The sequence below is a fragment of the Pseudomonas lurida genome (genome assembly GCF_013522705.1).
GTDB lineage: Bacteria > Pseudomonadota > Gammaproteobacteria > Pseudomonadales > Pseudomonadaceae > Aquipseudomonas > Aquipseudomonas quebecensis.
The window spans coordinates 83,066-95,910 of the sequence record NZ_JAAMRE010000010.1; the positions used below are offsets into that span (position 1 = coordinate 83,066).

Annotated in this window: 10 protein-coding genes; 2 read left to right on the forward strand and 8 right to left on the reverse strand. The window is 61.3% G+C overall.

Annotated features, from left to right (window positions below; all coding sequences use genetic code 11):
• Window positions 1-79 precede the first annotated feature (79 nt).
• A complete protein-coding gene (locus tag G7025_RS11060; RefSeq protein ID WP_181078986.1) occupies window positions 80-1,009 on the reverse strand; it encodes an AraC family transcriptional regulator in 930 nt (309 codons plus the stop codon).
• A 327-nt stretch (window positions 1,010-1,336) separates the two neighbouring features.
• Between G7025_RS11060 and G7025_RS11065 the strand changes: the two genes are divergently transcribed.
• Both G7025_RS11065 and G7025_RS11070 read left to right on the forward strand, forming a co-directional pair.
• Entirely contained in the window at window positions 1,337-1,678 is a 342-nt protein-coding gene (locus tag G7025_RS11065; RefSeq protein ID WP_181078988.1) for a putative quinol monooxygenase, read from the forward strand.
• 42 nt (window positions 1,679-1,720) lie between these two features.
• Entirely contained in the window at window positions 1,721-1,966 is a 246-nt protein-coding gene (locus G7025_RS11070) for a hypothetical protein (protein WP_181078990.1), read from the forward strand.
• 120 nt (window positions 1,967-2,086) lie between these two features.
• Here G7025_RS11070 and G7025_RS11075 read toward each other — a convergent pair whose 3' ends face one another.
• From G7025_RS11075 to G7025_RS11105, 7 genes are all read right to left on the reverse strand, one after another.
• Window positions 2,087-2,719: a flavin reductase family protein gene (locus G7025_RS11075; protein ID WP_181078992.1), complete on the reverse strand. Its 633-nt coding sequence runs from the start codon at window positions 2,717-2,719 to the stop codon at window positions 2,087-2,089.
• 96 nt (window positions 2,720-2,815) lie between these two features.
• Window positions 2,816-4,324 (reverse strand): trypsin-like serine peptidase, encoded by a 1,509-nt coding sequence (locus G7025_RS11080; protein ID WP_219855275.1) that lies wholly within the window; start codon window positions 4,322-4,324, stop codon window positions 2,816-2,818.
• Between the two features lie 118 nt (window positions 4,325-4,442).
• Window positions 4,443-6,452, reverse strand: coding sequence for a M3 family metallopeptidase (locus G7025_RS11085; protein WP_181078994.1), 2,010 nt, complete (start codon window positions 6,450-6,452; stop codon window positions 4,443-4,445).
• A 92-nt stretch (window positions 6,453-6,544) separates the two neighbouring features.
• On the reverse strand, window positions 6,545-7,864 hold the full coding sequence (locus G7025_RS11090) for an MFS transporter (protein ID WP_181078997.1): 1,320 nt from the start codon (window positions 7,862-7,864) through the stop codon (window positions 6,545-6,547).
• Between the two features lie 184 nt (window positions 7,865-8,048).
• A complete protein-coding gene (locus G7025_RS11095) occupies window positions 8,049-9,374 on the reverse strand; it encodes a sigma-54-dependent transcriptional regulator (RefSeq protein ID WP_181078999.1) in 1,326 nt (441 codons plus the stop codon).
• Window positions 9,368-11,134, reverse strand: coding sequence for an ATP-binding protein (locus G7025_RS11100; protein WP_181079001.1), 1,767 nt, complete (start codon window positions 11,132-11,134; stop codon window positions 9,368-9,370). Before G7025_RS11100 ends, G7025_RS11095 begins: the two co-directional genes overlap by 7 nt.
• A 171-nt stretch (window positions 11,135-11,305) precedes the next feature.
• Entirely contained in the window at window positions 11,306-12,829 is a 1,524-nt protein-coding gene (locus G7025_RS11105) for a fumarate hydratase (RefSeq protein WP_181079003.1), read from the reverse strand.
• Window positions 12,830-12,845: the final 16 nt, after the last annotated feature.

Genomic DNA, 12,845 nt, shown 5'->3' on the forward strand with positions numbered 1-12,845 from the left:
CGGGGATTCAGTCACTGGATTGCTTGGCTGACGCACTGCTATCGAGCCAGCCCTTTGTCACCAGCGTTTCTCTCGTGTGTCAGATGCTTTGGCGCAGCCGCGCCAGATCCCGCAGCGGTGGCGCGCCGAACAAGCGGCTGTACTCGCGGCTGAACTGCGATGGGCTTTCATACCCCACCCGATAACCGGCCGCCGACGCTTCCAGCCCTTCGGCAATCATCAGCCTGCGCGCTTCCTGCAGGCGCAGTTGCTTCTGGTACTGCAGCGGGCTCATTGCCGTGATCGCCTTGAAGCGATGGTGCAAGGTCGAGACGCTCAGGTTCACTTCCTTGGCCAAATCATCAATGCGAAGCGGCTGTTCGTAATTGCCGTTGAGCCACTTGATCGCCTGGCTCACCCGATGGCTCTGACTGTTGGCCACGGCAATTTCATACAGCCGATAGCCCTGCGGCCCGCGCAGCAGCCGGTACAGGATCTCGCGATTGATCAGTGGCGCGAGCATGGCGATGTCTTTGGGCGTATCCAGCAAACGTGCCAGGCGCAGCACGGCGTCGAGCAACTGGGTGTCGATACGGTCCACGTACATCCCGCGCGAGGTCGGGCGCGTGGGCACGCCCATGGGGCCGGCCTCGGCAATCAGCGCTGTGAGCTGCGCCGGGTCGATATTGATGCGCACTGACAGGTTCGGGTCCTCGGGCGTCGCATCGATGACTCGCCCGGCCACGGGCATCGCCACGGAAAACACTAGATAGTTGAGCGGGTCATAGGCGAAAACTTCGTCGGCCAGGCGCACTTCCTTGCTGCCGTTGGCGAGGATGCACAACGCGGGCTCCACCAGTACCGGCATAAAGTCTCGCGGTGCGTTGTGGCGGTTCAGGTACAACGAAGTGATTGCGGTGCCGTAGGAACCATCTTCCCAGGTATGCCGGTGCACGATGCTGGCCAGTTCAGCACGCTGTTTTTCCATCTCGGCATCGAGGGGGGTGGGCTGATGTTCGGGTGACGACATGGCGCGTCCTCTGCAGGCTGCTGTGATGGGGCCAGCTTAGCGGCGGCTTTTCAAAATGTGTTAGGTCGATTCTGCCCGATCCTTGCCTGATCCTGCGGCCTATCGTCAATCAGGCAAGCGCCGGGCGTGTCACGCGCCTGAAACACGGCGTTTGGGTGTGGAATAAAGCCGCCGGCCCGACGTCCTATCTACGCTTCTCGCAGGATCGTGCAATAAGCCGGCAGGAATCGACTAACCGCGCTCGCACCCGCGCCGTTATCGTTGATCCTGTGGCAACACACCTCCACAGTGCTTGCCGAGCATCACTTCTCAACGGGAGAGTCGAATATGTCCACCCCCATTCCCGCGAGCCATATGGCCTTTATCCGCGCCCGCAGCGGGTGCAGCACCGAACTGGGTGCACGCTTGAGCAGTTTGATCGAACCGGGCCGCCAGGCGCAGGGTTGCCTGCAATTTTCGTTGCAGCATTCCCAGGTCGATCCCGATGTGTGGCTGGTCTCGGGCCTCTGGAGCAGCGAGCAGGCGATGAGCGCCTACTTCAACTCGCCGGCCCTGATGATCTTTACCGAACTGTTGAACGACATGGTCGTGCGCAGCATAGACTTCCAGACCTTCACCGATGCCTGCGCCGTCAATGCCTACGGTGAGTACCTGCAACTGGCCGGTTAATGGTTAGAATGGCCACCTTTTCCATTGGCCAGGACCTGCAACATGGCACGTAAACAATTTGCTCAGCACGAAGCCGTTTCCGCCGTAGTACCGGGTGAAGGGGGCTACAGCGCCGCCGTCGCCGTCAAAGCGCTGGACGGCATGGGCGCCCCGCGGTTTCACAAGATCCTCGATGGGCAGACGTTCAAAACTGCCTCCGATGCCGATGATGCGGCCACCGTGCAGCTTGAGCAGCTTGTGAATGTGGATGAAGTAGGTCAACTGACCTGGGCGAGCGCCACCCGCTGAACAACGGCGCTGATCTGATGTGGAAGGGAGCTCGCCACAAGAACCTCATTTTCTCAGGTTATGTGTAGATACCTATGGCCATCGGAGGCAAGCCCCTCCCACAGTTTGACTGTATTTCAGTCAGGGTTTGCTGGCGCCTGGGCGGTACATCTTGAATAACGCCTCCGGCCCCAACTGGAAGTAATCCGCCGGGCCGCCACCACGCAAAATCGGCTCGGCGGCGGCGGTGTCGTACACGCCGTCCTTGAGCAGCCACTTGGCAATGTGAACGGCGACCACTTCGCCCAGCACCAGCCAGCTTGGCACCAGCGCCTTATCGGCACGTTGCAACTGGATGATTTGCGTCACCTTGCACTCGAACGACACCGGGCTTTCGCCCACCCGCGGTACGCCCACGATTTTCGACGGCACCGGGGTCAGGCCGGACAGCTCGAATTCATTCACGTCCGGCGAGACCGCCGCGCAGCTCTGGTTCATCTGATCGGCCAACGGGCGGGTGGCCAGGTTCCAGACGAACTCGCCGGTCTGTTCGATGTTGTTCAGGCTGTCTTTGCGCCCGACGCTGGAGAACCCAATGATCGGCGGAACGTAGTTGAACGCGTTGAAGAAACTGTAGGGCGCCAGGTTCAGGCGGCCCTCGTTGTCGTGTGACGAAATCCAACCGATCGGCCGTGGGCCGACGATGGCGTTGAACGGATCATGGGGCAGGCCGTGGCCGTTGGCCGGTTCGTAGAAGTGGATATCGTCAGGCATGGGCCGGGTTTCCTGCTGGGTAGCTCTGGGGGGGCCAGTATAGTGCAAGGCGTGGCGATGGATTTCCACAGTCATCCACCGGGTATCGAGGTGCGGTCAGCGGCGAGGCGATGCTTGGGCCGGCTGCAGCACGGGACAATGCGTTGATTGATCGATCACATCCGTGCGGGTCGCCGAAGGTTGGCCAGCCACGTCGCGCGCATAGCTGCACACGGTGATTGGGAGCTGCGCGGCGTGGTAGGTAATGCTGTCGCCAGTCGGCGCGTAGCGTGGGTCGTAGCTGCCTGCGCAGGATGCGGCTGAGGGCTCGACGTAGGCGTAATAATGCATGAACTCTGTGTGAGGGATGTTCCAGTTTATCCGGTAAATCAGGCTGACCTGCGGCGCTGGCGTCGCAGGGGTCAGGAACACTGCATGCGTAAACGCGTTGTGCAGCAAGGCGGGTGTCAGCGGCTGGTTGCGAGTTGCGAGACCGATGATGCACAACACATGCGCGCCGAGCGCCGGGCCTATGGCCTGGTTGATATAGGCGTCCGGCGAAGCAACCGCGGGGTGGTAGCCGTCGATGGCTCGGCAAGCTTTGACACTGTCGGTGGTCTTGAATCGATAGAACGGGTCTTGAGTGGAGAACCGGATATTCCAGGTAGGCCAGATGCGCTGCCCGGCCTCACCCTGCTGCATATGGACGAACGGGGGCAGGTTCCAGGGCTCCTCCAGGGTTATTTCGACGGATTTGAGCTGACAATCCTTGGTGTTGTTGGTGAACACCCCATCGACGAAACAATGCAGCAGGCCGTGGGCCGGATAGCTGTAGTTGAACTTGGCGGCTTCACAAGCTGAGATATTCTGGCAATTGGCGAGAAGGTCTTTTGTGATGACCGCCGAGACCTTGCTGACGATGCTGGTGACTTCGTTTGTATGGCGATCCAGCATCGGGCTGCCGGAACTGCCGTACTGAAGGTCGCTGCAGCGGTTTTTCAATGCGCCGGGGAAGACGCCAGGATGTTCGACAAAATCGCCTGTCGATGACTCCTTGCAGGCGCTCATGCGCAAGCCCTTCTGGCGGAACCCGCTCGGGGAACCTACGTTGACCACGTCGCGCTCTCCGGCGTACTGGTAGGTCGCGGCGAGCTTGAGCGGCATGATCCCGTCAGCGATGAGCGTTGCCAGCGATTGATCCAGTTCGAGGATCGCCAGGTCGGTGCCGACCATGCTGCTCCAATGAGCCGTTTTGATGCGAAAGGTCTTGTGCTGACTGGGGGTATCGTGGAAGTACATGAAGGTGATGTCGGCGTCTATCGGCAGGCTGATACGTGCCGAACCGTAGCTGAAGAACACGCAGTGTCCGCTGGTCAGCACATAGGCCGGACCAACGGCTTCGTTTCGCCGGTTACGAGTGTTGAGCAGGACTGCGTTGCAGGTCTGCCCGATAGCGTTTTTCAAACGGCCGATACCGGACCACAGCGCATAGCGTTGGTCGTGGTTCTGCAATGCCACGGAGGGAGCCTGGTTGGCCAGTCCGTCTGCCAGATCCCTGGCATGGCCATGGCCGGCAATACATTGCAGCGCAAACAGTAGGGCGGGGATGCGGGAGCGGAACAACATGGCAAGTCCTTGGTAAGTGGCACTGTAGCGGTTGTGCCCGTTGTACTTGACCTGCCGGATCGAAACGCCCTGCATAGTTATCGAGGTGGCGAACGGGGCTTCAGGCTATCGCCAGGGTTCAAATTCTCGCGGACTCCCGGTTGCCGACAAAACTTGCCAGCGCACTTATCAGCGATCCGTCATCGCCATGTGTGATGAACGCAGCGCGGAATGCTTGTGCAGTGGCGGGGTTGAACAACCCATCGCGTTTGAATCGCGCAAACGCCCGGGCAGCCAGTACACCGGACCATCGGTAGGAATAGATTCTGGCGCCATAGTCCCCGGCCAGTTGTTCGAAGCTGTTGACCGGCCGAGCATCTTCAGGCCATTGAAGGTGGCCTATTTCTGCGTTGACACGGGTGAACACCTGATCAGGTGTTTGCCCGTCGCCATGGGCACGGTGCAGCTCCAGGTCGACCCACGCGGTCAGTAAAAGGCTGGCAGTTTCCCAGCTGGTCTGAGTCTGCACATAGCGAGTTACTCTGCTGGCGAGCGCCTGCGGTAATGGCTGCCCGCTTTGAAAATGGCCTGATAACCAGGTTAGGAATGACGCTTCAAAGCAGAACTGCTCGAAAACCTGGCTGACGAACTCCGAGGTGTCGTGAGCCAGTTGACCGACACCTGAAATGGTCCGATACGGCGCGGCGGTCAATAGGTGCTGGCAACAGTGACCGAATTCATGCAACAGCACCCTGAGTTGCAAATGATCGAGCAGGCAAGGCTGGGTGTCGGTGGGAGGCGACAACCCAATGCTCAATACTGCAATGGGATGGCGGGGACGCCCTTCGGTGCTGATTCGGCGGTTGCGCAAGCCCACGGTCGCCCCAGGCTCTGATTTTCCCTCACGGCGATAGGGGTCGACAAACAAGTATCCGAGGGGCTGCGCATATTCCCTGACTTCAAATACGCGGACATCGGTATGCCATGTATCGGCGGTGCTTTGCTCCAGGAGCTCAACGCCCATGAGCATCTGCACCAGGGTGCGCAAATGCTGTAATACGTTCTCCCATGGAAAGTACTCGCGCAACGCCGACTGAGAGATACCCGCGATATCCTCGCGGATTTTCTGCGCGAAGTAATCATGGTCCCAGGGGCGCGTGCCTGTGATTCCGTGCTGCTGGGCATAGTGCTCAAGCTGCTCGGCATCGCGGGTAAAAGTACTTCGCGCTTGTTCAATTTGCTGGCGTAAAAATCTGACCACTTGCTCGGGTGTATCCGCCATCTGATCGGCCAGTGCTAACTGGGCAAAATTGGGATAGCCAAGCAGGCGGGCTTTTTCGTGGCGATCTTCAAGCAGCAGAGTCAGCACCGGCTCGTTGCCGTCTCTGGAACCATCAGACGCGGTGCCTGAAGCGCGGCTGTAGTAGGCCGTCATCATTTCCTGACGCAACGCCCGATTGTCGGCGTAGGTCATGACCTCTTGATAAGTGTGATCGGAAAGGGTCAACAGCCAACCCGGAAGGCCGCTGGCTTGCGCCGCTGCCTGCATTGATATCAGGGCGGCAGGGGACAGGCCGCTCAACAGGGCGCTGTCTTCGATGTGCTTGCTCCAGGCCTTGTTTGAATCGTCCACGCGCTCCAGGAACTCGTGCTGCCATTGACTGATCTGGTCATTCAAGTCGCGCAGTTTTACTTGCTGGTCGAGGGCGAGATCAAGACCGGCGAAGTGGAAGTGACGCAAAGCTTTACGGAGGGCACATTGACGTTGCTGGTTGAAAAGAGCCGCAATCGGGCTGTCGGCGAGCTGACGATAAAGCCGATACAGCGCGGCGTTCCGTGCCCGGTCATGTTTGTACTGCTCTGCCAGGGCATGACAGCGAAAGATAGCCTCGTGCCAAGCCGGAGCCCGGTGCGTGGAGCCGAGCAGTTGAATGATGCCGAGGGTTTCTTCCAGGCGCGCTTCCAGCTCATCCACGGCCAGTACGAGGTCGTCCCAGGTCGGGAAGGGGGCTTGGCTGTTGATGATCGCTGCCGTGGCGAGGTGGTTCTCGGCGATGATCGCCTGCACGGCGGGCACCAAGTGCTCTACCTGTATGGCTTGGAAGGGCGGTAGCTCATAAGGTAGCAACAGCGGATTGGTTTTGAGCATGGGTACTTCTTCCTTGGACGTGGCGGTCGAAACCGCCAGTCTAGAAAGATGAAGTGCGCGCGGACGATACGTATATAGCGGGTAGCGATCCCTTAGTCCGTCGTAATCCGCGAGTGCTTGCGGGTGTCCTTCATGGTCACATAGACCACCAGCGACACCGCGATACACGCGGTCACGTACCAGTAATATCCGGTTTCCATCCCGATGCTCTTGAACCACAACGCGATGTATTCAGCGGTACCGCCGAAGATCGACACGGTCAGCGCGTACGGCAGGCCGACGCCCAGGGCGCGGATTTCGGTGGGGAACAGTTCGGCTTTGACCACCGCATTGATCGAGGTGTAGCCGCTGACAATGATCAGCGCCGCCATGATCAGGAAGAACGCGCCCCACCAGGTCTGGATGGTGTGCAAGGTGCTGAGGATCGGCACGGTGAACAGCGTGCCGAGGATGCCGAAGGCGATCAGGATCGGCCGGCGCCCGACCTTGTCCGACAGCCCGCCGACGATAGGTTGCAGGCACATGAACAGAAACAGCGTCGCCGCCGAGATGGTCGTGGAGTCGGAAATGCTCATGCCGACGGTGTTCACCAGGTATTTCTGCATGTAGGTGGTGTAGGTGTAGAACGCCAGGGTGCCGCCCATGGTCAGGCCGACCACGGTCATCAGTTCCTTGGGGTGCCGCAGCAAGGTGCGCATGGCGCTTTCCTTGGCTTTTTCCTTCTTGGTGAACGACTCGGTTTCTTCCATGCCGCGACGCAGGTACAGCGCGACCACGGCACACAGGGCGCCGATGGCGAACGGGATACGCCAGCCCCAGTCGTAGAGTTGCTCGGTGGTGAGCACTTGTTGCAGCACGATCAATACCGCCAGCGCGATGAGCTGGCCGGAGATCAGGGTCACGTACTGGAAGCTGGAGAAGAAACCCCGGCGTTCCTTGGTTGCCATTTCACTCAGGTAGGTGGCCGAGGTGCCGTATTCGCCACCCACCGATAAGCCCTGCAGCAGGCGCGCAAATACCAGCAGGATCGGTGCACCGACACCAATGGTTTCGTAGCCGGGGCTGAGGGCGATGATCAGCGAGCCGAAGCACATCAGCAGTACCGAGGCCATCAGTGCGGCCTTGCGACCTTTGTAGTCTGCATACAAACCCATCAGCCAGCCGCCGATCGGGCGCATCAGGAAGCCCACGGCGAAGATCGCGGCGGTATTGAGTAATTGGGCGGTGGTGTCGCCTTTAGGGAAAAAGGCTTTGGCGAAGTACAGCGAGAAGGCGGCATAGACATACCAGTCATACCACTCGACCATGTTGCCCACCGAGCCGCTGAAGATCGATTTGATCCGGCTGGTGGTGGTGCGTTCTTTGGTCGGCACGGCTGCCGACCCTGCAGGCAGGGTATTGGAGTTATCCATCGAAGGAACCTTCATCTAGTTGTTTTTATGAAGCCGCGTGAGTGCAGCCTGGCTGGGGCTATAGCAGGAGCTGTGCCAGGGGGATGAAGGCCCGGCCTAGAAGGGTCGCCGGTTTTTTTTGAGCGGATATTCGCCGATGCTTTTCAGGCGATAAGCGGAAATCCGCCTAAGCCGGATGCTGCGCTCAGAGGAACGCTTCACGGGTCAAGCCGTGGCGCTGCATCTTTTCGTTGAAGGTTCGCCGAGGCAGTTGCAGTTCGGCCAGAACCGCCTTGATATCGCCCTTGTGCCGCGTCAGCGCGGCTTTCAGGCACTGTGCTTCGAATGCTTCCTGCTGCGCCGCCAGGGATTGCCCGGCCTCGATACCTTCCGGCTCCGGTTCGCCCAACCCCAGTACCTGACGTTCGGCGACGTTGGCCAGCTCGCGAACATTGCCCGGCCAGTCATGGCTGAGCAGACGACCCAGCTGCGCACCGCCGAGTGGTTCGACCGTGCGGCCGAGGCGCTCGGCGGCGCTGTGCGCAAAGTGCTCGTAGAGCAGAGGAATATCTTCACGGCGTTCGCGCAGCGGAGGCAGGCGCAGTTGCGCAACGTTCAGGCGATACGCCAGATCTTCACGAAAGCGCCCGGCGCGGGCCTCTTCCAGCAGGTCGGGCTTGGTCGCGGCGATGATGCGCAGATCCACGTGGATGCTCTGGTTGGAACCCAGGCGCTCAAGTTTCTGCTCCTGCAACACCCGCAGCAGCTTGACCTGCTGGGCCAGGGGCATGCTCTCGATTTCATCGAGGAACAGGGTGCCACCATGGGCATACTCCAGTTTGCCGACGCGCTTGCCCTGGGCCCCGGTAAAGGCTCCGCTTTCATGCCCGAACAGTTCGGCCTCGAACAGTTGCTCGGGAATCGCCGCGCAGTTGAGCGCCACAAAGGGCTTTTTTGCCCTCGGCCCAAAATCATGCAGGCAACGGGCGACCAGTTCCTTGCCGCTGCCGGTTTCGCCGCGGATCAGCACATTGACCGGCAGGGCCGCCAGGTCCAGCACCTGGCGGCGCAGGTTCTGCAGCGCGCGCGACATGCCCAGCAAGCTCGACTCCAACTGTGCCCGCTGGCCGGCCTGCTGATGCAGACGGCGGTTCTCCAGGATCAAGCTGCGTTTGTCCAGGGCGCGACGCAGGCTGTTGAGCAGGGCATCGGGGCTGAAGGGCTTTTCGAGGAAGTCGTAGGCACCGTCGCGCATCGCCTCGACAGCCATCGGCACATCACCGTGACCGGTGAGCAGGATCACCGGCAAGTCCGCATCGCGTCGTTGCACTTCGGCCAGCAACTCCAGACCACTGAGCCCTGGCATGCGCACATCGCTCAGGATCACCCCGGCGAAGTCCCTGGGCAGTTGCGCCAGGCATGCCTCGGCGCGGCTGAACAACTGCACGTCGAAGCCTGACAGGCTCAACCATTGCTCCACGGCCGTGCGAATGCTGGCTTCGTCATCGACCACAATTACGGTGTTCAACATGGCTCGGCGGCCTCCAGTGCGATCGGCAGGGTGAGGGTGAACACCGCGCCATCGCCTCGGTTGCCGGCGCTCAGGCGCCCGCCGAGTTCGTGCACGATGGCGTAGGACACTGCCAGCCCCAGGCCCAGCCCGTCGCCCACCGGTTTGGTGGTGAAGAACGGGTCGAATACATTGTTCAGATGCTCTTCGGCAATACCGCCGCCGCTGTCGCTGACCGTCAGTTGCCACAGCTGCTGGTCGGCGTGCAGGCGGATTTCCAGACGCTTGCGCGGCTTATCGGCCATGGCGTCGAGCGCGTTGCGCAGCAGGTTGATCAGCACTTGTTCCAAGCGAATCGCATCGCCGCGCACCCAGGCGGGCCGAGTCAGGTCCAGCACGGTGCCGATGCCTTCATCGCGCAGGCGCGCGTCGAGCAACTGCAGGGATTGATCGACCACGGTGGCCAGGTCCAGGCGTTCGCGCAGGCCGCTGGGGCTTTTGCGCGCGAAGGTCTTGAGATGGCCGGTCAGCGCGGCCATGCGCGTGAGCATATCGTCCAGCGGCGTGAGCGCCTTGTAGGCGTCATCCACGCGACCATGGTCGAGCAGCAGGCGCAGGGTGGCCAGTTGCATGCGCTGGGCCGTCAACGGCTGGTTGATTTCATGAGCGAGAGCCGCCGACATCTGCCCCAGGGCCGCCAGCTTGGCGGACTGCACCAGGCCGTCCTGGGCGGTGCGCAGGGCCTGGGTACGCTCTTCCACCAGGCGCTCCAGCTCTTCGCGGCTGCGCTGGCGCAGGCGGGCCAGACGCCAACGCTGGGTCAGGAACAGCACCAGGAACACCAGCGCCAGCCACGACCCGGCGGCGGCCAGCCCGGCATTGCGTTGATCCTCGAACGCGAGCTGCGGTTTGCGTAACAGGTGCAGGGTCCAGCCTTCGGCCTTCAGCGGCAGGGATTCCCAGATGTAATCGGCGCTGCCATCGGGGCCGCTTACGTGCATCAGGTGACTGTTTTCATCGAAGCGTTGCAGCGGCTGGCTTTCGAGCGGCTGCAGTTGCTTTTTGTCGTATTGGCGGGTGGCCTTGAGTTCGGCAAGGTCGCTGTCCGACAGCGGTCGCAGGTTGCGGTAGCGCCAGCCCGGCTGGTTGGCGATAAACACGATGCCGCGCGCGTCGCTGACCAGCAGCAGATCGTCGCCCTGGGCCCATTCGCGCTCAAGCTCGGGGAATTCCAGCTTGACCACCATGGCGCCAAGGAACTGCTCGTGTTCATCCAGCACCGCGCTGGAGAGGAAGTAGCCGGGAATCCCCGTCGTCACCCCCACCGCGTAGAAGCGTCCGGTGCCCTGGCTGCGGGTCTGGCTGAAATAAGGTCGGAACGCGTAGTTGTGACCCACATAACTGCTCGGCAGGTTCCAGTTACTGGCCGCCACGGCCAGGCCGGTGTGGTCCATCAGCTCCAGGGTGGATGACTGCGCGGCGTTGTTGATGCGTTCCAGCTTTCGGTTGAGCAGGTCCTGGGTGGCGGCGTCCAGCGGGCCCTTGAGTGCGTTGATCATTTCCGAGTCCAGCGCCAGTACGGCGGGCAGGGCGCGGTAGCGTTCGATCAGGGTATGCAGGGAGTTGGCATACAACGCCAGTTGCTGATTGGCGCGGGCGGCATCGTCCACCAGTGCCTGGCGCTCGGCATGCCGCGTGGCCAGGGCCGCGGCCAGCACCGCACCGGCGATGATCAGCAGGGAATAGAACGTCAGGCGCAGGGGGCGAGGGATCGCGATCATACGGTGATGAACAGGCACGGTAAGGGGAGTGCACCATAGCATGAGCGGTCGGGGTCTTGTGGTGCGTGCGGTGGTTGTAGATAAGCAGGCTCTCCACTGAGAAATGGGCGGGCAATAAAAAAGCGACCGTGCTGATCGCATCGGTCGCTTTTTCTGTCGCTGAGGCAGCGCTTATTGCACTTCTACCGCCAGGCTGTCACTGATCTTTTTCTGCCAGATGGCAGGGCCGGTGATATGCACGGATTCGCCCTGGCTGTCGACCGCCACGGTAACCGGCATGTCTTTGACGTCGAACTCATAGATCGCTTCCATGCCCAGTTCGGCGAAGGCCACCACGCGGGATTTCTTGATGGCTTGGGCGACCAGGTACGCGGCGCCGCCGACGGCCATCAGGTACACGGCCTTGTGGTCTTTGATCGCGTCGATGGCGGTCGGGCCGCGTTCGGACTTACCGATCATGCCCAGCAGGCCGGTCTGCTCGAGGATCTGACGGGTGAATTTGTCCATCCGCGTCGCAGTGGTCGGACCGGCTGGGCCAACCACTTCTTCGCGCACCGGATCAACCGGGCCGACGTAGTAGATGAAGCGACCCTTGAGGTCCACCGGCAGGGTTTCGCCCTTGTTCAGCATCTCGACCATGCGCTTATGCGCCGCATCGCGACCGGTGAGCATTTTGCCGTTGAGCAATACGGTCTCGCCCGGCTTCCAGCTCTGCACTTCTTCCGGGGTCAGGGTGTCGAGGTTGACGCGACGGGCCGATGGGCCGGCCTCCCAGACGATTTCCGGATAAGCGTCCAACGGTGGCGCTTCCAGCGACGCCGGGCCGGAACCATCGAGCACGAAGTGCGCGTGACGGGTGGCGGCGCAGTTGGGGATCATGCACACCGGCAGCGAGGCCGCGTGCGTCGGGTAATCCATGATCTTCACGTCGAGCACGGTAGTCAGGCCACCCAGGCCCTGAGCGCCGATGCCCAGTTGGTTGACCTTCTCGAACAGCTCCAGACGCATTTCTTCGATACGGTTCTGCGGGCCGCGCTTTTTCAGCTCGTGGATGTCGATGGATTCCATCAACACTTCCTTGGCCATCACCGCGGCTTTCTCGGCGGTGCCGCCGATGCCGATGCCGAGCATGCCCGGCGGGCACCAGCCGGCACCCATGGTCGGAACGGTCTTGAGCACCCAGTCAACGATCGAGTCGGACGGGTTGAGCATGGCCATTTTCGACTTGTTCTCGGAGCCGCCGCCTTTGGCGGCCACATCCACTTCCACGGTGTTACCCGGGACGATGGAGTAGTGGATCACGGCCGGGGTGTTGTCCTTGGTGTTTTTACGCGCACCGGCCGGGTCGGCCAGGATGGAGGCGCGCAGGACGTTTTCCGGCAGGTTGTAGGCGCGACGCACGCCCTCGTTGATCATGTCGTCCAGGCCCATGGTGGCACCGTCCCAACGCACGTACATGCCCACGCGCACGAACACGGTGACGATACCGGTGTCCTGGCAGATCGGGCGATGGCCGGTGGCGCACATGCGCGAGTTGATCAGGATCTGGGCGATGGAGTCACGGGCCGCCGGCGATTCTTCGCGCAGGTAGGCTTCGTGCATGGCCTGGATGAAATCCACGGGATGGTAGTAGGAAATGAATTGCAGGGCGTCGGCAACGCTCTGAATCAGGTCGTCTTGCTTGATCACGGTCATGAGTCGCGCTCCTCTA

What these genes read in the sequence shown, in the direction of transcription:
- G7025_RS11060 (WP_181078986.1), bottom strand. Translation starts at nt 1,009, where the DNA reads ATGTCGTCACCCGAACATCAGCCCACCCCCCTCGATGCCGAGATGGAA.
- G7025_RS11075 (WP_181078992.1), bottom strand. Translation starts at nt 2,719, where the DNA reads ATGCCTGACGATATCCACTTCTACGAACCGGCCAACGGCCACGGCCTG.
- G7025_RS11070 (WP_181078990.1), top strand. Translation starts at nt 1,721, where the DNA reads ATGGCACGTAAACAATTTGCTCAGCACGAAGCCGTTTCCGCCGTAGTA.
- G7025_RS11065 (WP_181078988.1), top strand. Translation starts at nt 1,337, where the DNA reads ATGTCCACCCCCATTCCCGCGAGCCATATGGCCTTTATCCGCGCCCGC.
- G7025_RS11080 (WP_219855275.1), bottom strand. Translation starts at nt 4,324, where the DNA reads ATGTTGTTCCGCTCCCGCATCCCCGCCCTACTGTTTGCGCTGCAATGT.
- G7025_RS11100 (WP_181079001.1), bottom strand. Translation starts at nt 11,134, where the DNA reads ATGATCGCGATCCCTCGCCCCCTGCGCCTGACGTTCTATTCCCTGCTG.
- G7025_RS11090 (WP_181078997.1), bottom strand. Translation starts at nt 7,864, where the DNA reads ATGGATAACTCCAATACCCTGCCTGCAGGGTCGGCAGCCGTGCCGACC.
- G7025_RS11105 (WP_181079003.1), bottom strand. Translation starts at nt 12,829, where the DNA reads ATGACCGTGATCAAGCAAGACGACCTGATTCAGAGCGTTGCCGACGCC.
- G7025_RS11085 (WP_181078994.1), bottom strand. Translation starts at nt 6,452, where the DNA reads ATGCTCAAAACCAATCCGCTGTTGCTACCTTATGAGCTACCGCCCTTC.
- G7025_RS11095 (WP_181078999.1), bottom strand. Translation starts at nt 9,374, where the DNA reads ATGTTGAACACCGTAATTGTGGTCGATGACGAAGCCAGCATTCGCACG.